The organism is Nonomuraea zeae (genome assembly GCF_005889725.1).
GTDB lineage: Bacteria > Actinomycetota > Actinomycetes > Streptosporangiales > Streptosporangiaceae > Nonomuraea > Nonomuraea zeae.
The window spans coordinates 33,406-49,046 of sequence record NZ_VCKX01000016.1 but is presented as its reverse complement, the minus strand read 5'-3'; the positions used below and the strand labels follow the sequence as shown (position 1 = coordinate 49,046).

The window sequence follows — 15,641 nt, the reverse complement described above, 5'->3', positions numbered from 1 at the left end:
CGGGGCATTCATGGTTAAGTTGCCGTCGTCGGATGGTGGCTCACCATCCCTCACCAGCCCCTGCACGCGATGGGCTGGCGGTCCGTCGGGCCGGCTGCGTCTCAGGCGGAGCCGGCCTCGTACTTGATCATGATTAAGTTTCTGCCCGGTGAGCGGTTGTCAGCGCGCCGCCGACAGGCCCCGGCGCGTGGCCGGGGGATGTCGGTCGTCGGCGGCGCGGTGTGGCGGCCTGGCCGGCCGCCCTCGGGCCGCTACTACGTCACCGGCGATCTGCTGTTCCCCCGGCGGTGGCGGATGCGGCGCCCGCGTTGTAGGTCCACTTCTGGTTGCTGCCGCCCCAGCAGCTGTAGAGCTGCAGCCCCGTGCCGTTGCCGGTGCCGCCGCCGACCGCGTCGAGGCACAGCCCCGACTGCACGCCCACGATGGAGCCGTCGGAGTTGATGCGCCACTTCTGGTTGTCGCCGCCCCAGCAGGAGTAGATCTGGATCCGGGCGCCGTTGCCCGTGCCCCCGGCGTCCAGGCACTTGCTGCCGTACACCTTCAGCTCTCCGGCGCTGGTCTGCGTCCACTGCTGGTTGGTCTGACCGTTGCAGTCCCACAGCTGCACCGCGGTGCCGTCGGCGGTGCCGGCGCTGGGCACGTCCACGCAGCGGCCGGCGGCCACGCTCCTGATCTGCCCCGTGCCGCCCCCGCCGGGCGGCGGCGTCGTGGTGCCGCCGTTGAGCGCGTTGAGCACCGAGGTGTAGGCGGCCTTCTTGTTGCCGTTGCCGTCGAACAGCAGCGGGGTGTCGCCTGAGCGCCAGGAGTCGCTGTCGCGCACGCCCCACACCGTGATGCCGACACAGCGCGGCACGGCCAGGCAGTCGTTGGTCACGTTGGCGTAAGTAGTGGCCGAGGCGCCCTGGATGTCCAGCTCGGTGATGGCCACGTCGACACCGAGGGCGGCGAAGCTCTGCAGCGTGGTGCGGAAGTTGCTGTTGTACGGGCTGCCGCTGTTGAAGTGGGCCTGGAAGCCGACGCAGTCGATCGGCACGCCGCGGGACTTGAAGTCGCGGACCATGTTGTAGACGCCCTGCGTCTTGGCCCACGTCCAGTTCTCGATGTTGTAGTCGTTGTAGCAGAGCTTGGCGGCCGGGTCGGCGGTGCGGGCGGTGCGGAAGGCCACCTCGATCCAGTCGTTGCCCGTGCGCTGGAGGTTGGAGTCGCGCCGGCCGCCGGAGTTGCCGTCGGCGAAGGCTTCGTTGACCACGTCCCAGGCGTAGATCTTGCCCTTGTAGTGGGCCATGACGCCGTTGATGTGGTCGTTCATCGCCTGGCGCAGCGTGCTGCCGGACAGGGACTGCATCCAGCCGGGCTGCTGGGAGTGCCAGGCCAGGGTGTGCCCGCGTACCCGCTTGCCGTTCTGCACGGCCCAGTTGTAGACCCGGTCGCCCTGGGTGAAGCTGAACTGGCCCCGGTTCGGCTCGGTGGCGTCGATCTTCATCTCGTTCTCGGCCGTCACCATGTTGAACTCACGGTTGGCGATCGTGGTGTAGGCCGAGTCGCCGAGCTTGCCCGCGGCGATGGCGGTGCCGAAGTAGCGGCCGCTCTGCGCGGCCGCCGCGCCCAGCGTGCTCTCCGCGGCATCCGCAGGAAGCGGCGCCGCCAGCGCGGTGATCAGGCCGAGTGCGCCGAGCATGCCGGCGATCAGCGCCCGGCGATGCCCGCCGAGCGGCCGGCGGGCGGTAGGTGGGGACATGGCGTTGATGCTCATGCCTGAGCCTCCATCAGCGAATCATGGGAAGGGAGCGTGCGGGGACACCCCCCGCGGGATCGACGCCGCGCGCACGGGCGTCGTGGCGGCGGCCCCGCCGCGCGCCACCGATCTGGCGGGGGAGATCGCCTCGGGGACTCAGTGTGGGAAGCCCGCCGAAAGTTGTCAAGGAATCAATAAAAACTTTCGGCCGCTCTCGCCCGTTCCTATCCGGGTTGTACTGGGCCTTAGCTCGGCTCACTGCCCTTGAAAGTTTCGGCTTGACAGGTCGGGTGGGAGTCCCAGATGAAAGTTTCATGGCTGCGTTCGCGCTCATCGGCTGCCGCCGCACCCGATAACCCGAGGTGAGCGCGCTCGGCGGCGGCCTGCTCCGATCCGCCGCCGGTCCGGGACTCCTTGACAGTACCTTTCCGCCTCGTATTTGCTCCGTCCCGCCACCACCTCCCATCCCGCCCGAGGAGGAGGAGCCCGACCAGTCAACCGTTTGTTAGCGCTAACAACAGGCGTTTCCTGGACCCGCGCTGACGACCACGGCCCCGGCCCGAGAGAGGCGGAACCATGAGAAGAGGCGCAGCCGATGAGAACGCGTACTAGCAGGTACGCCGGCCTCGGAGCCGGCCTGACAGCTCTGGTCGCGGTCGTGGCCACCGCCCTGTCCATGTTCCTCACGGCCACGCCACGAGCGTCGGCGGCGGCCCTGACCGAAGTGACCAGTTTCGGCGCCAACCCCGGCGGCCTGCGGATGTACCTCTACGTCCCCGACGGGGTGGCGTCCAGGCCGGGCGTCCTGGTGGCGATGCACGGCTGCAACGGCTGGGCTCCGGACTTCCACCGAGGGACCGAGTTCGCCTCGCTGGCCGACCGCTACGGTTTCATCGTCATCTATCCGCAGGCGAACAAGAGCGCCAACGGCCTGTCGAACTGCTTCGACGTGTGGTCCAACGAGGCCCTGCGCCACGGCGGCGGCAGTGACCCGGTGTCGATCGTCTCCATGACGAACCACGTGCTGCAACGCTACAACGGTGACCCGCAGCGGGTGTTCGCCACCGGCTTCTCCTCCGGAGCGATGGAGACCAACAACCTGCTCGCCACGTACCCGGACGTGTTCAAGGCCGGCGCGCCGTTCGCGGGGGTTCCCTACGGGTGCCTCGGGCCCGCCGGGTGCGGGGACAAGACGCCCCAGCAGTGGGGTGACCTGGTCAGGAACGCCTACCCCGGCTACACCGGCCCCCGGCCGCGCGTGATGGCCTGGCACGGCACCGCCGACTCCGTACTGCCGTACACGATGCTGCAGGAAGAGGTCGACCAGTGGACCAACGTGCACGGACTGAGCCAGACCCCCACGTCCACTGACAGCCCGCAGTCCGGATGGACCCGGCGAGTCTTCGGCTCCGGGCAGGTCGAGGCGTACACCATCACCGGCGCCGGCCACGATCTGCCGCGAGCCGGGATGGCCGCTCCCGCCATCCGCTTCTTCGGTTTGGACGGCGGCTCACCCACCGCGACGCCGACTCCCACGTCCGGCGACGGCGCCGGGCAGATCAGGGGCGTGGGCTCCGGGCGGTGCCTGGACGTACCCAACGCCGCCACCGCTGACGGGACTCCGGTGCAGCTGTGGGACTGCAACGGGCGGAGCAACCAGCGGTGGGCCGCCACCTCGGCCGGCGAGATCAGGGTCTATGACAGTAAGTGCCTCGACGCGGCCGGGACCGGCAACGGCGCCAGAATCCAGATCTACGCCTGCTGGGGCGGCGACAACCAGAAGTGGCGCATCAACTCCGACGGCACCATCACCGGGGTGCAATCCGGGCTGTGCCTGGACGCCACCGGCCAGGGCACCGCCAACGGCACCCCGCTCCAGCTCTATTCCTGCCACGGCGGCACCAACCAGAAGTGGACCTGGACGAGATGACGCACATCAAGGTCCCGGACGAGGCGGCGGCACGGCCGCCGCTCCCGGCGACGGCGCTCATGAACGTCGCGTCCTCCCGCCGGCTCGGCCTCACGTCGCGACGCGCTGTGCTGGTGATCGTGGCGCTGCTCTGCGCGGTGGCGATGCTCCCGGGCACGGCCAGGGCGGACAATCCGATCGTCCAGACGATCTACACCGCCGACCCCGCTCCACTGGTGCACAACGGCCGGGTGTATCTCTACACCGGACACGACGAGGACGGCTCGACGTACTTCACCATGAAGGATTGGCGGGTCTGGTCCTCCGCGGACATGGTGAACTGGACCGACCACGGCTCGCCGATGAGCGTGGCCACCTTCAGCTGGGCGAGCGCGGACGCGTGGGCGGGCCAGACCGTCTACCGAAACGGCAGGTTCTACTGGTACGTCCCGGTGAAAGACCGGGCGAGCGGCCAGATGGCCATCGGGGTCGGGGTCTCGAACAGCCCCACCGGGCCTTTCACCGACGCCATCGGGCGCCCCCTCGTCAGGAACGGCGAGATCGACCCCACGGTCCTCATCGACGACGACGGGCAGGCCTACCTGTACTGGGGCAACCCCAATCTGTGGTACGTCAGGCTCAACGCCGACATGATCTCGTACTCGGGCAGTCCCGCTCAGATCCCGCTCACCACCGCGGGGTTCGGCACCCGCACCGGCAACACGAGCCGTCCGACCCTGTACGAAGAGGGGCCCTGGGTCTACAAGCGCAACGGCCTCTACTACAACGTCTTCGCGGCGAAATGCTGCTCGGAGTTCATCGGCTATTCGACGGCCCCGGGCCCCACCGGGCCGTGGACGTACCGCGGGACGGTCATGCCCACGCAGGGCAGCAGCTTCACGAACCACCCTGGCGTCATCGACTTCAACGGCGGGTCCTACTTCTTCTACCACAACGGCGCCCTGCCGGGCGGCGGCGGTTTCACCCGCTCGGTGGCGGTGGAGAAGTTCACCTACAACGCCGACGGAACCATCCCCACGATCAGCATGACGACGACCGGAGCTCCGCAGGCGGGCACCTTGAACCCCTACGTCCGCCAGGAGGCCGAGACGATCGCCTGGGCGTCCGGCGTGGAGACCGAGCCCTCCGGCGAGGGCGGCATGAACGTCGGGTGGATCGAGAACGGGGACCACATCAAGGTCAAGGGCGTCGCCTTCGGCTCCGGCGCGACGTCCTTCAGCGCGCGGGTGGCCTCGGCGACCAGCGGCGGCCGGATCGAGCTCCGCCTGGACGGTGTCAACGGCACGCTGGTGGGGACGTGCACCGTGCCGGGAACCGGTGGCTGGCAGACGTGGACGACGGTCACCTGCCCGGTGAACGGCGCGACGGGCACCCACGACCTGTACTTCAAGTACACCGGCGGCAGCGGCAACCTGTTCAACGTGAACTGGTGGCAGTTCACCGGCGGCACTGGCGGCACCGGCGGGAACCTGCTGACCAACGGCGACCTGGAGAGCGGCACCACGGGTTGGGCCGCGTCCGGCGGAACCCTGTCGTCGGTCACCAGCCCGGTGCACGGCGGCGGGCGGGCGCTGTCCATCGCCGGACGCACGGCGTCATGGAACGGCACCACCCAGGACGTGACCGCCAAGCTCACCAACGGCACGAGCTACACCACGAGCGTCTGGGTCCGATCGCAGAGCGGCACGCCCAGCGCGAAGGCGACCTTGGCGATCACCGCCAACGGCACGACGAGCTACCTCCAGCTCACGCCGGCGGCGACGGTGAGCTCCGGCGGCTGGACCCAGCTCACCGGCACGGCGACCGCGTCGTGGAGCGGAACGCTGACCGGCGCCACCTTCTACGTCGAGACGGCGGCGGGCACCGACGGCTTCTTCATCGACGACGCCTCCTTCCAATGATCCCGAGCACCCTCACCAGCTCGTCGTACGAGGAGGAATCAGATGCGTAAGATCATCCGATCGACGCTGGCGGCCTTACTGGCCGCCGGTTCCCTGGTCGCGATCGGCGGTACGTCGTCACCGGCCGTCGCGCTGGACAACGGGCTCGCCCGTACGCCGCAGATGGGGTGGAACGACTGGAACACCTTCTTCTGCAACATCAATGAGAGCCTCATCCGGCAGACCGCGGATGTCATGGTCTCCAGCGGCATGGCGGCGGCGGGCTACAAGTACGTCAACATCGACGACTGCTGGTCCACCATGAGCCGCGACGCCAACGGCGACCTGGTGGCGGACCCGCAGAAGTTCCCCAGCGGCATGAAGGCCCTGGCGGACTACGTCCACGGCAAGGGGCTGAAGCTCGGCATCTACTCCTCGGCGGGGACGACCACGTGCGCGGGGTACCCGGCCAGCCTGGGTTACGAGCGGCGCGACGCCGCCCTGTGGGCGTCGTGGGGGATCGACTATCTCAAGTACGACAACTGCGGCGACCATCAGGGCAGGAGCGGGCAGCAGCGCTACACCGCCATGCGTGACGCGCTGGCCGCCACGGGCCGCCCGATCGTGTACAGCCTGTGCAACTGGGGCCAGGAGAGCGTGTGGACCTGGGGGATGCCGGTGGGCAACTCCTGGCGCACGACGGGCGACATCGCCGCGAACTGGAACTCCGTCATGGGCATCCTGGACCAGCAGGTCGGGCTCGAGGCGTACTCGGGGCCGGGAGGCTGGAACGACCCCGACATGCTGGAGGTGGGCGTCGGCGCGCTCACGGCGACCGAGGGACGGGCGCACTTCAGCCTGTGGTCGCTGCTGAACGCTCCGCTCATCGCCGGCAACGACATCCGGTCGATGAGCGCCGAGACCCGCTCCATCCTGACGAACACCGAGGTCATCGCGGTCAACCAGGACTGGGGCGGCAGGCAGGGCCACAAGATCAGCGACAGCGGGAACCTGGAGGTCTGGCGCAAGCCGATGGCCAACGGCTCGGTCGCGGTCGTCCTGCTCAACCGGGGCACCTCGACCTCGACGGTCTCCACCACCGCTTCGGCCCTGGGCTTGGGCTCGGCGTCCGCCTACTCGGTGCGTGATCTCTGGGCGCACACGACGTCCTCCTCGTCCGGGACGATCAGCGCGTCGGTGCCCGGGCACGGGGCGGCCATGTACATCGTCACCGGAGGGGGCATCGTCCCCACTCCCACGGTCGCGATCAAGGGAGTGGGCTCGGGCCGGTGCCTGGACGTCACCGGCGCCTCGCAGGCCAACGGCGCGCAGGGGCAGATCTGGGACTGCAACGGCCAGCCCAACCAGCAGTGGACACCCACCGCTAGCGGTGAGCTGCGGGTCTATGGGAACAAGTGCCTGGACGCCTACGACCAAGGCACCGCGAACGGCACCCAGGTGATCATCTGGGACTGCAACGGGCAGACCAACCAGCAGTGGCGCCTCAACGCCGACGGCACGATCGCCGGAGTGCAGTCGGGCCGGTGCCTGGACGTGCCGAACAACGCCACCGCCAACGGCACCAAGCTGGTCATCTGGTCCTGCAACGGCGGCGCCAACCAGCGCTGGACCCGCACCTGAGTACCCGGTAGCGCGGAGCCGGGGACGGGGGCAGCGGTGACGGCCTGGTGGCCCGCGACGGTGATCGAAGCCGCCGCACCGCCGGGCCGTCACATCTTGCGGCTCGGCACCGGCGGCTCGTGGTCGGTCAGGGCCACCGCCGAGCCGCGGATCTCGATGCCGCGCACCACCCATGGGTCCACCGAGGCCAGGTCGTCCACGACGAACGAGGTCATCGGGCCGGCTCAGGGCTGCGTGTCGAGCCACTCCCGGAAGGCGGGTCCGGCGAGTTTGGCGTGCGGGCTGGGCAGGAAAGCGCCCTCGGCGGCAATCTCGGCATCGGGCATGCCAGAGCCGTCCGTGCCGACGACCTTGATGCCTCGGCGGGCGCCGAGGAGTGCGGCCGCCTCCGCCAGGGTCTCCTTCCGTGGGCCGGCGACCTCGGGGATCGGCGTCCCCGGAGCGGGCGCGCCGGGGTCGAGGGCCAGGTCGACCAGTTCCTCGGCCACGGCGCGGCAGGCCACGAGCTGGGTGGGCAGAGCCGGGACGAAGGCGACATCACCCTGCTGCCAGTCCAGCAGCCGGCCGACGAACTCGTGGAACTGCGCGGCCCGCAGAATGCGGACAGGGAGCGGGCCGGCCAGGAGGAGCTCCTCGTGCGCCTGCTTGGCGGCGAGGAAACCGGCGGTGGCCTTGTCGACGCCGATGATGGACGCCACGGTGATCCGGGCGACCCCCGCCCTCTGGCCGTGGTCGTGCAGATTGCGGGCCGACGTGCGGAAGAACTCCGTCGCCGCCTCCTGCTCGGAGGCGTGCCACGAGGCGACGTCGATGATGACGTCCACCCCGGTGAGCGCCTCGGCCAGGCCCTCACCGGTGATGATGTCCACGCCGGTGGCTCGTGACATCGGCACGACGTGGTGCCCCCGTTCGGTGAGGACGCCGGCGACGTGGCGTCCCAGCCGCCCGGTCGCTCCGGCCACTGCGATCTTGTTGATGTTCATGCTTGATGCCTTTCTTACTCGCTGTAGTTCTGGCCGGGGGGCATGCCGGGGATCGGCTTGGCGATGAGAGCGGCGGGGGTGAAGAAGCCGATGTGGGCGATCGCCATGATGAGCGTCCAGAGCGCCTTGTCGTCGTAGTGCGCGGACGCCCTGGCGTGCAGCTCGTCCGGGACGCGCTCTCCGGACGGATTCGGCGACAAAACGGCCTCCACCAGCTCCAGCGCGACCCGTTCGGCGTCGGTGAAGTAGGTGGCGTCCCGCCAGGTCGCCACGGCGGTGATGCGCTCCTCCGATTCGCCTGCCCGGCGGAGGTTGCCGGTTTCCCTGATGGTGAAGTACGTGCTGCCGAGCAGTTGCCCGGCGCGCAGCTGCAGCAGGTGGATGGTGGCCTGCGGGATCGAGCCGTTCTTCATGACCTGGTGCAGTCCTTCGGCGACCACCGCCAGCTCTGGGACGAACGGGAGGGGGTTGGGCATGCGCGACCGGAGGCCGGTCGGGGTGGGTGCGGACATGGCGAGGGCTTCCCTTCTTCACACTCGGCTCGTGGTGTCGCGGGCCGCACGGATCGTTCGTGCGGCGTTCTGACGAACACCAGACGCCGGCCATCCGCCCCCCGTAACAGCGCCGTGGTGTGACGTGGACCACCGATCGCGGGTGTTACAAAACGGTCGGAAGCGGCGTCTTGTGCATGTGGTAGAGCTGAGTGCGGACAGGCAGGGGCCAGGCATGAGCGAGCGAACGACGGACACACCGGGGCCGCCCGGCCGTGCCGACCGCGTGGACTCCGCCACCGAGGCGTTCGTCGCCCACCGCAACCTGCTGTTCACCGTCGCCTACGAGATGCTCGGCTCGGCCGCCGACGCCGAAGACATCCTGCAGGAGACCTGGCTGCGATGGGTGGACGTTGACCTTGACGTTGTGCGGGAGGAGCGGGCCTACCTGGTGCGGATCGTCACCCGGCAGGCGCTGGACCGGCTGCGGGCGCTCGGCCGGCGTAAGGAGTCCTACGTCGGACCGTCGCTGCCCGAGCCGTTGCTGACCGCCCCTGATGTGGCCGAGGACGTGGAGCTGGCCGACAGCGTCTCGATGGCGATGCTGCTGGTGCTGGAGACGCTCCAGCCGGTCGAGCGGGCGGTGTTCGTGCTGCGCGAGGTCTTCGAGCTGGATTACGACGAGATCGCCGAGGCCGTCGGCAAGAGCCCGGCCGCGGTCCGGCAGATCGCCTATCGGGCCCGGGCGCACGTCGCCGCGCGCCGGCCACGCGGCACCGGCTCCCCGGCTGAGCACCGGGCCGCGCTCCAGGCTTTCCAGCGCGCGGTCGAGACCGGCGAGCTGCAGAGCCTGCTCGACGTGCTCGCGCCGGACGTCGTCGCCCTGAGCGACGGGGGCGGTGTCAAGCATGCCCTGCTGCGGCCCGTCGTGGGGGCTGACCACGTTGCCCGCTTGCTCGCCGTCGGCTGGTGGAAGCGCGACGCGGAAAGGTCGACTGAGCTGGTGCAGATCAACGGCGGCCCGGGGCTGCTCGTCCGGGTCAACGGCGAGATCGACGGCGTGGTGGCGGTGCGGGTGGAGAACGGCTACGTCACCGGCGCCTACCACGTGCGCAATCCCGAGAAGCTGTCGCGTATCGAACAGCAGACCGCCGTAAGCCGCTGAGAACGTGCCGTCGGCCGCTCCCACTCCCACCGGTCACCGACAATGATCACAGGGCCTGGATCACGATGGGTCTTCGGTGGGGAGTTCGAGGCGGCGGAAGATCCGCCACAGGGCCAGGTCGTAGAGGGTCTTGGCGGTCCCGGCGATGAGGAACGGCCAGGCCAGGCCCAGGGGTTGCAGCAGCCCGGCCAGCACGGGACCGGCGGGGCGGGTCAGGGAGCGGGCGGTGTTGGTGACGGCGGCCGTGGTGGTGCGCTCGGTGGGCGGGACCATGGCCATGACGTAGGCCTGGCGGGTGGGCACGTCCATCGAGGACAGGCAGGCGCGGGCCAGCAGCAGCCCCGCGGCCACCGGGAACCCCGGGGCGAAGGCGACGCCGACGAGCAGCAGGTTGCTCGGCAGGTGGGTGAAGACCATCGTGTTCAGCAGCCCGATCCTGGCCGCGATGACCGGCGCGAGCAGGAAGGAGGCGGTCTGCAGGGCGGCACAGCCCGCGAACAGCAGCCCGATGCTCGCCGTGTCGGCCTGGTAGTGGACACCCAGCCAGTAGGCCAGGTAGGCCTGCACGACGAAGCCCCCGGCCAGGCTGTCCACGGCGAACAGCGCCGCCAGCCGGACCACGACCGGGCGGGGCCGGACCGGTGCGGAGACCTGGACCGAGGCCACCTCGAGCGCGGCGGGCAGCCGTAGGGCCAGCAACGCACCGGCCACGCCCACGGCCAGCAGCACCCCGCCGAGCAGCGACCGCGCGGGCGGGAGCGCGCCCAGCAGCGCGCCGGCGGTCCCGGCGATGGCGGCGACGGCGTTGTAGAGACCGAAGCCGCGCACGGCCACGCCGCTGCCGTCCAGCAGGACCTGCTCCACGGTGGTGAACGGCCCCGACTCGACCACCTCGACCGACAGCGCGCCGGACAGGGCGGCCAGGCTGAGCAGCCACACCGGAGCTCCGGCCGCGATCAGCGACCCGCACAGGGCCAGAGCCAGGTAGAGCACGGCATAGGAGCGGCGACGGCCGAACCGGTCACCCCAGCGGCCCAGGGCGATGCTGGCCAGCGCGCCCCCGGCCATCACGGCGGCCAGCACGAGACCGACCCCTGCGGCCTGCAGCCCCTCGGCCCGCAGCAGCGTGGCGAGCTGGACGGCGGCCAGGCCGTACGCCAGACCGCGTAAGGCCTGCGCTGCGAAGATCAACCGTGCGGCGCTCACGCGGTCTCCCCGCCGAGCAGCGGCCCGCGGCGGAGGAGCTCGTACGGCGGGCCGGCCAGAGCCGGCACCCGGTCGTCGCCGCAGATCACCGGCAGGCCGCGCAGGGCGACACCGAGACCGGGCGCCTCGGGCGCGTCGAAGCGCTTATCCTCGAAGCCGGCCTCACGCACGATCCCGGCCGCCTCCCTGGAAGGCGGCGCAGGCACCGGAGCGGCCCGGCTTGGCACGATCAAGCACCCTCCTGGGGTCGCGGGTCTACGGCGTGCGGGTGGGAGCCGCGCCGACCCAGCGGTGGTAGGCGTCCACGTCCACGTTGCTGCCGCACACGATGGTGACCACGTGCCGGCCGGCGAAGCGGTCACGGTCTTCGAGGATCGCCGCGATGCCGAGCGCGGCCGACGGTTCGACGACGAGGCCGGCGTGGTCGAGGAGCATTCGCATACCGGCGATGATCGACGACTCCTGGACCAGGACGGCGTCGTCAGCGACCAGGAGGAGGTCGTCCAGGACGGCCGGGATGGGACACCGGCCGGCGACGCCGTCGGCGATGGTGTCGGTCGAGTCGGTGGTGACGACGCGCCGTTGGCGCCAGGAGCGTGTCATCGCCGGTGCGCCCAGCGGCTGGACGCAGATCACCTCGACGTCGGGCGCCAGGGCCTTCATCACGTGACCCACGCCGGTGGCCAGCGCCCCGCCGCCGAGAGCGATCAGGACGGCGTCGAACGGCGGCGCGGTCTCCACCAGCTCCAGGCCGATGGTCGCCGCGCCCTCGCAGGTCTCGATGTCCAGGCTGTCTTCCACCAGCCGGATGCCGTCGGCCCGCGCGATCGCCGCCGCCCGCTCGCGAGCCATGTCGAAGTCGCCGTCCACCAGCTCCAATTTGGCGTCCAGCGCGCGGATGCGATCGAGCTTGGCCGCCGGCGCGAAGCGGGATGCCACGACGGTGACGTCGAGCCCCCGGCCGCGACCGGACCAGGCGAGGGCTTGGCCCAGGTTGCCCGCGCTGGCGCACACCACGGCTCGCGAGCCGTTGCCGTCGAGCAGGCTCGCGACCAGCTCGGTGCCGCGGGCCTTGAAGCTGCGTACCGGGTTCGCCGTTTCGAGCTTGATGCTCACCGCGCACCCGAGATCGGGCTTCAGCGCCTCGCAGCGATACAGCGGAGTGTTGCGAAAAATCGGGTCGATCATCTGGCGAGCTGCTTGGATCCGAGCGGTGTCGAGGCGCGTCTCCTGCATGGCACAGCAGCGTAGCGCCGCCGGCGCCGTTCTCTGGGTGATCGTCCAGGATCGTCCCGTCTGATCCGACACACCGCTTTCCGCCTCTGAACGCTCCGGCTGATGGGCGGCAGCGCCACACTGGGCGAAGGGGAGGTGGTGCGCGTGAGCGCTGACAGGCTGCGGCGCAAGCCGTACGAGAAGCGGTTGTTCCAGTTCCAGTCGGAGCTGGTGAAACTGCAGGAGTGGGTGAAGATGGAGGGCCGCCGCCTGGTGGTGGTCTTCGAGGGACGGGACGCCGCCGGGAAGGGCAGCACGATCAAGCGGGTGGCCGAATACCTCAACCCGCGCGTGGCCAGGATCGCCGCGTTGCCCGCGCCCACCGAGCGGGAGCGGACGCAGTGGTATTTCCAGCGGTACGTCGAGCATCTGCCCGCCGCGGGGGAGATCGTGCTGTTCGACCGCAGCTGGTACAACCGGGCCGGTGTCGAGCGGGTGATGGGCTTCTGCACGCAGGAGGAGTACACCCGGTTCCTGCACCAGTGCCCGATCTTCGAGCGGCTGCTGGTGGAGGACGGGATCCTGCTGCGCAAATACTGGTTCTCGGTCAGTGACGCCGAGCAGGAGCGGCGGTTCCGGGCCCGGCTGGAGGACCCGATGCGGCGCTGGAAGCTGTCGGAGATGGATCTGGAGTCGATCACGCGGTGGGAGGAGTACTCCCGCGCCAAGGACGAGATGATGATCCATACCCATATCCCGGAGGCGCCGTGGTACGAGGTGGAGAGCGAGGACAAGCGGCGGGCCAGGATCAACATGATCTCCCACCTGCTGTCCACGGTTCCCTACCGGGAGGTGCAGCGCACGCCGCTGGAGATCCCGCCCCGGCCCGCCCCGACGGGCTACCGGCGCCCGCCGCGCCTGGAGACGGCGGTGCCCGACGTGACGGACGACCTCTCCTAGCGAGCTCCCGCTACGTGCGGTCACCCCCGCCCTCGGAAGGGTCGCCGCCGAGCGGCCGTGCATCCGCCGCACGTCAAGCCCGGCCGACCGCGCCCGCCTCTCCGGGTCATCGGGCGCCGAAGGCGGTCCTGGAGTCCAGGATGCCGGCGACAGCCCGCGGCGGCGGCGGAGCGCGGGCAGCGCTTCGTGCGGAGGTGGCCGGCGGATCCTAGGCGTGGGGGGCAGCGTCGGCCGCCGGCGTGTCCAGCACCTGGAAGAGCGCCGTGACGCATCGGGCAAGATCCTCCGGGGGCGCCTCGACGAGGGCCGTCGTGCCCAGGACGCGGCGCATCAGCCACACTCCCGCCTGTACGCCGAGCATCAGCTCGGCCCGCATGCCCGCCCCGGCGCCGGAGAGCTCCTCGTTGAGATGTCGTCCGGCATGCCGTGTGATCGCTTCGCGCATGATCTCCGCTGCCCTCGGGCTGGCGGCCGATCTGAGCATGAGCAGGAACGGCCCGAGCTCCTCGGCCTCGGGCGCCGTCCGCGCCACGAGCGTCCGCGCGGTCCGCCCGGCCAGCTCCGCCCCCGTGCCGGTGATGACGGTGCGCGGGGCGAAGGCGACGTCGACCGCTTCGGCGAACAGCTGTTCCTTCGATCCGAAGTAGCGGTTGATGAGCATCGCGGTCACGCCCGCGCCCCGGGCGATGTCGCGTACTCCCACCCCGTCGTAACCATGCCGGGTGAAGGCGGCGATCGCGGCGTCGAGGATGGCCTGCCGGGTGGCGGCGGCGTCGCGCCGGCGCCGGTCGGGTGCAGAATCGTCACTCATTCTACAAGTGTATACTTTCGGCTAAGTCTACGACTGTAGACAACTGAATGCGGGGGGATCCATGGATCTGCAACTGACGGGAAAACGAGTGCTGGTCACCGGCTCCAGCTCGGGTCTCGGTGAGGCCATCGCCAAGGCGCTGGCCGCCGAAGGGGCCGGCGTCGTCGTCCACGGCCGCGACCGCATCCGCGCCGAGGCCGTCGCCGCCGCCATTCGGACGAGCGGTGGTGACGCCGAGGCCGCCATCGGCGACCTGGCCGCCGATGCGGGCGCTGACGCCGTGGCCGAGGCCGCGCTGAGCGGCGGGCCGATCGACATCCTGGTCAACAACGCCGGCGCCTATCCGCACCTCTCGTGGGAGAACGCCTCCGCCGCGGACTGGCGCCAGACCTACGAGGTCAACGTCATCTCCGGGGTCCGCATGATCCAGCGGATGGTCCCCGGAATGCGCGAACGCGGCTGGGGCCGGGTCATCCAGATCGGCGGCGGGCTCGCCCTGCAGCCGATCGCGGACATCCCGCACTATTCGGCGACCCTGGCCGCCCGCCACAACCTCACGGTCTCCCTCGCCCGCGAGCTGCAAGGCAGCGGCGTCACCGCCAACACCGTCGCCCCCGGCGCGATCCTGGTCGACGCCGTCCAGCAGTTCGTCAGCGATATCGCTCCCGCACGGGGGTGGGGCGAGACGTGGGAGGAGATCGAACCCCACGCGATCGAGACCCTGGCGCCGAACGACATCGGCCGGTTCGGCCGGGCGGAGGAGATCGCCGCCGCCGTCCTGTATCTCGCCGGGCCGTTCGCCGACTACGTCACCGGCACCACGCTCCGGGTGGACGGCGGCACCGTCAAAGGCGTCCACTGACACGCCACCGCGTGCGAGGCATTCGCAGGCGGCCTGCCGGGCGCGAGGCTTTCGCAGGCGGATCATCGTCACCGGCGGCGCCTCCGGGATCGGCCTGGAGACCACCCGGGCTCTCCAGGCGGCGGTGGCCGAGGTCACCGTCGCCACCCGCAACCCTGCCGGTGACCAGCGGGCTTTGGACCTGAGCGAACTGGGCTCGGTGCGCGCGCTCGTCACCGGCCTGCGCGACAACCTGTGCCAGGCCGGCGACGCGCAGGTGGTCGTGGTGAGCTCGGGCGCTCAACGGCTCGCGCCGTTCGGCTTCGACGATCCGCAATTCGAACGCCGCACGTACGATCCCTGGGTCGCGTACGCGCAGTCGAAGACGGCCGGCGCGCTGCTCGCGGTCGGCCTCGCCCGGCTACATCCACACCAACCTGCAGCGGCACGTCGATCAGGGCACCATGCGGGCGATGGACGACGAGAGGCACCTCCTGACTCCGGACTACTTCAAGAATCCGGGGCAGGGCGCCGCCACCTCGGTGCTGCTCGCCGCGTCCCCCGCTGCTGGACGGCGTGACCGGCCGGTACTTCTCCGACAACCAGGAAGCCGAGGTGGTGCCGGGCGGCCCGGATGCCGACGCGGGCGTCGCGGCCTGGTCGGTGGATCCGGCCGCCGCGGATCGGCTCTGGGGCTACGCACTGGCGGCAGCGGCGGAGCGCTGATCGAGCGCCGGGTTGCGGACGTGCTCCGGCGGAGGACCTGGATGAAGGCCGGCGCCG

16 protein-coding genes are annotated in these 15,641 nt (G+C 70.4%); 8 read left to right on the top strand and 8 right to left on the bottom strand.

Features of this window, described 5'->3' with window-relative positions; translation table 11 throughout:
* Positions 1-259 precede the first annotated feature (259 nt).
* The gene (locus ETD85_RS07815; protein ID WP_206058163.1) at positions 260-1,753 is read right to left on the bottom strand and encodes an endo-1,4-beta-xylanase; all 1,494 of its coding nucleotides are present in this window, start codon (positions 1,751-1,753) and stop codon (positions 260-262) included.
* Positions 1,754-2,330: 577 nt separating this feature from the next.
* Here ETD85_RS07815 and ETD85_RS07810 point away from each other — a divergent pair.
* From ETD85_RS07810 to ETD85_RS07800, 3 genes are read left to right on the top strand one after another with little or no spacing between them, the layout of a single operon-like run.
* Positions 2,331-3,665, top strand: coding sequence for an extracellular catalytic domain type 1 short-chain-length polyhydroxyalkanoate depolymerase (locus ETD85_RS07810; RefSeq protein ID WP_138688933.1), 1,335 nt, complete (start codon positions 2,331-2,333; stop codon positions 3,663-3,665).
* Positions 3,647-5,566, top strand: a complete 1,920-nt coding sequence (locus tag ETD85_RS07805) for a family 43 glycosylhydrolase (protein WP_240779015.1) — start codon at positions 3,647-3,649, stop codon at positions 5,564-5,566. Before ETD85_RS07810 ends, ETD85_RS07805 begins: the two co-directional genes overlap by 19 nt.
* 42 nt (positions 5,567-5,608) lie before the next feature.
* Entirely contained in the window at positions 5,609-7,186 is a 1,578-nt protein-coding gene (locus tag ETD85_RS07800; RefSeq protein ID WP_138688932.1) for a ricin-type beta-trefoil lectin domain protein, read from the top strand.
* Positions 7,187-7,275: 89 nt separating this feature from the next.
* Here ETD85_RS07800 and ETD85_RS66715 read toward each other — a convergent pair whose 3' ends face one another.
* The 3 genes from ETD85_RS66715 to ETD85_RS07790 are packed head-to-tail and all read right to left on the bottom strand — an operon-like array spanning position 7,276 to position 8,681.
* On the bottom strand, positions 7,276-7,401 hold the full coding sequence (locus ETD85_RS66715) for a PNPOx family protein (RefSeq protein WP_276617190.1): 126 nt from the start codon (positions 7,399-7,401) through the stop codon (positions 7,276-7,278).
* A 9-nt stretch (positions 7,402-7,410) separates the two neighbouring features.
* Positions 7,411-8,169 carry an SDR family oxidoreductase gene (locus ETD85_RS07795; RefSeq protein WP_138688931.1) on the bottom strand — a complete coding sequence of 253 codons (759 nt, stop codon included), beginning with the start codon at positions 8,167-8,169 and terminating at the stop codon, positions 7,411-7,413.
* Positions 8,170-8,183: 14 nt separating this feature from the next.
* On the bottom strand, positions 8,184-8,681 hold the full coding sequence (locus tag ETD85_RS07790; protein ID WP_138688930.1) for a carboxymuconolactone decarboxylase family protein: 498 nt from the start codon (positions 8,679-8,681) through the stop codon (positions 8,184-8,186).
* 214 nt (positions 8,682-8,895) lie between these two features.
* On the opposite strand from ETD85_RS07790, the gene ETD85_RS07785 reads away from it, so the two are divergent.
* Positions 8,896-9,825 carry an RNA polymerase sigma-70 factor gene (locus ETD85_RS07785; RefSeq protein WP_138688929.1) on the top strand — a complete coding sequence of 310 codons (930 nt, stop codon included), beginning with the start codon at positions 8,896-8,898 and terminating at the stop codon, positions 9,823-9,825.
* Between the two features lie 60 nt (positions 9,826-9,885).
* On the opposite strand, the gene ETD85_RS07780 is transcribed toward ETD85_RS07785, so the two are convergent.
* From ETD85_RS07780 to ETD85_RS07770, 3 genes are read right to left on the bottom strand one after another with little or no spacing between them, the layout of a single operon-like run.
* A complete protein-coding gene (locus tag ETD85_RS07780; RefSeq protein ID WP_138688928.1) occupies positions 9,886-11,031 on the bottom strand; it encodes an MFS transporter in 1,146 nt (381 codons plus the stop codon).
* Positions 11,028-11,264 carry a chromate resistance protein gene (locus ETD85_RS07775; RefSeq protein ID WP_138688927.1) on the bottom strand — a complete coding sequence of 79 codons (237 nt, stop codon included), beginning with the start codon at positions 11,262-11,264 and terminating at the stop codon, positions 11,028-11,030. Before ETD85_RS07775 ends, ETD85_RS07780 begins: the two co-directional genes overlap by 4 nt.
* 22 nt (positions 11,265-11,286) lie before the next feature.
* A complete protein-coding gene (locus tag ETD85_RS07770; RefSeq protein WP_138688926.1) occupies positions 11,287-12,267 on the bottom strand; it encodes a threonine ammonia-lyase in 981 nt (326 codons plus the stop codon).
* Between the two features lie 144 nt (positions 12,268-12,411).
* On the opposite strand from ETD85_RS07770, the gene ppk2 reads away from it, so the two are divergent.
* Positions 12,412-13,206 carry a polyphosphate kinase 2 gene (gene ppk2, locus ETD85_RS07765; RefSeq protein ID WP_240779014.1) on the top strand — a complete coding sequence of 265 codons (795 nt, stop codon included), beginning with the start codon at positions 12,412-12,414 and terminating at the stop codon, positions 13,204-13,206.
* A gap of 208 nt (positions 13,207-13,414) precedes the next feature.
* Here ppk2 and ETD85_RS07760 read toward each other — a convergent pair whose 3' ends face one another.
* Positions 13,415-14,017, bottom strand: a complete 603-nt coding sequence (locus ETD85_RS07760) for a TetR/AcrR family transcriptional regulator (protein ID WP_206058162.1) — start codon at positions 14,015-14,017, stop codon at positions 13,415-13,417.
* Between the two features lie 61 nt (positions 14,018-14,078).
* Between ETD85_RS07760 and ETD85_RS07755 the strand changes: the two genes are divergently transcribed.
* From ETD85_RS07755 to ETD85_RS64530, 3 genes are all read left to right on the top strand, one after another.
* Entirely contained in the window at positions 14,079-14,879 is an 801-nt protein-coding gene (locus ETD85_RS07755; RefSeq protein WP_138688924.1) for an SDR family NAD(P)-dependent oxidoreductase, read from the top strand.
* Positions 14,880-15,003: 124 nt separating this feature from the next.
* Complete coding sequence (locus ETD85_RS64535; RefSeq protein ID WP_206058161.1) at positions 15,004-15,438, top strand: SDR family NAD(P)-dependent oxidoreductase; 435 nt, start codon at positions 15,004-15,006, stop codon at positions 15,436-15,438.
* On the top strand, positions 15,435-15,584 hold the full coding sequence (locus ETD85_RS64530) for a hypothetical protein (RefSeq protein WP_206058160.1): 150 nt from the start codon (positions 15,435-15,437) through the stop codon (positions 15,582-15,584). The genes ETD85_RS64535 and ETD85_RS64530 overlap by 4 nt, the downstream gene beginning before the upstream one ends.
* Positions 15,585-15,641: the final 57 nt, after the last annotated feature.

Coding starts and splice junctions, on each gene's coding strand:
- ETD85_RS07770 (WP_138688926.1), bottom strand. CDS start 12,267: ATGCAGGAGACGCGCCTCGACACCGCTCGGATCCAAGCAGCTCGCCAG.
- ETD85_RS66715 (WP_276617190.1), bottom strand. CDS start 7,401: ATGACCTCGTTCGTCGTGGACGACCTGGCCTCGGTGGACCCATGGGTG.
- ETD85_RS07755 (WP_138688924.1), top strand. CDS start 14,079: ATGGATCTGCAACTGACGGGAAAACGAGTGCTGGTCACCGGCTCCAGC.
- ETD85_RS07790 (WP_138688930.1), bottom strand. CDS start 8,681: ATGTCCGCACCCACCCCGACCGGCCTCCGGTCGCGCATGCCCAACCCC.
- ETD85_RS07800 (WP_138688932.1), top strand. CDS start 5,609: ATGCGTAAGATCATCCGATCGACGCTGGCGGCCTTACTGGCCGCCGGT.
- ETD85_RS07810 (WP_138688933.1), top strand. CDS start 2,331: ATGAGAACGCGTACTAGCAGGTACGCCGGCCTCGGAGCCGGCCTGACA.
- ETD85_RS07785 (WP_138688929.1), top strand. CDS start 8,896: ATGAGCGAGCGAACGACGGACACACCGGGGCCGCCCGGCCGTGCCGAC.
- ETD85_RS07795 (WP_138688931.1), bottom strand. CDS start 8,169: ATGAACATCAACAAGATCGCAGTGGCCGGAGCGACCGGGCGGCTGGGA.
- ETD85_RS07815 (WP_206058163.1), bottom strand. CDS start 1,753: ATGAGCATCAACGCCATGTCCCCACCTACCGCCCGCCGGCCGCTCGGC.
- ETD85_RS07760 (WP_206058162.1), bottom strand. CDS start 14,017: ATGAGTGACGATTCTGCACCCGACCGGCGCCGGCGCGACGCCGCCGCC.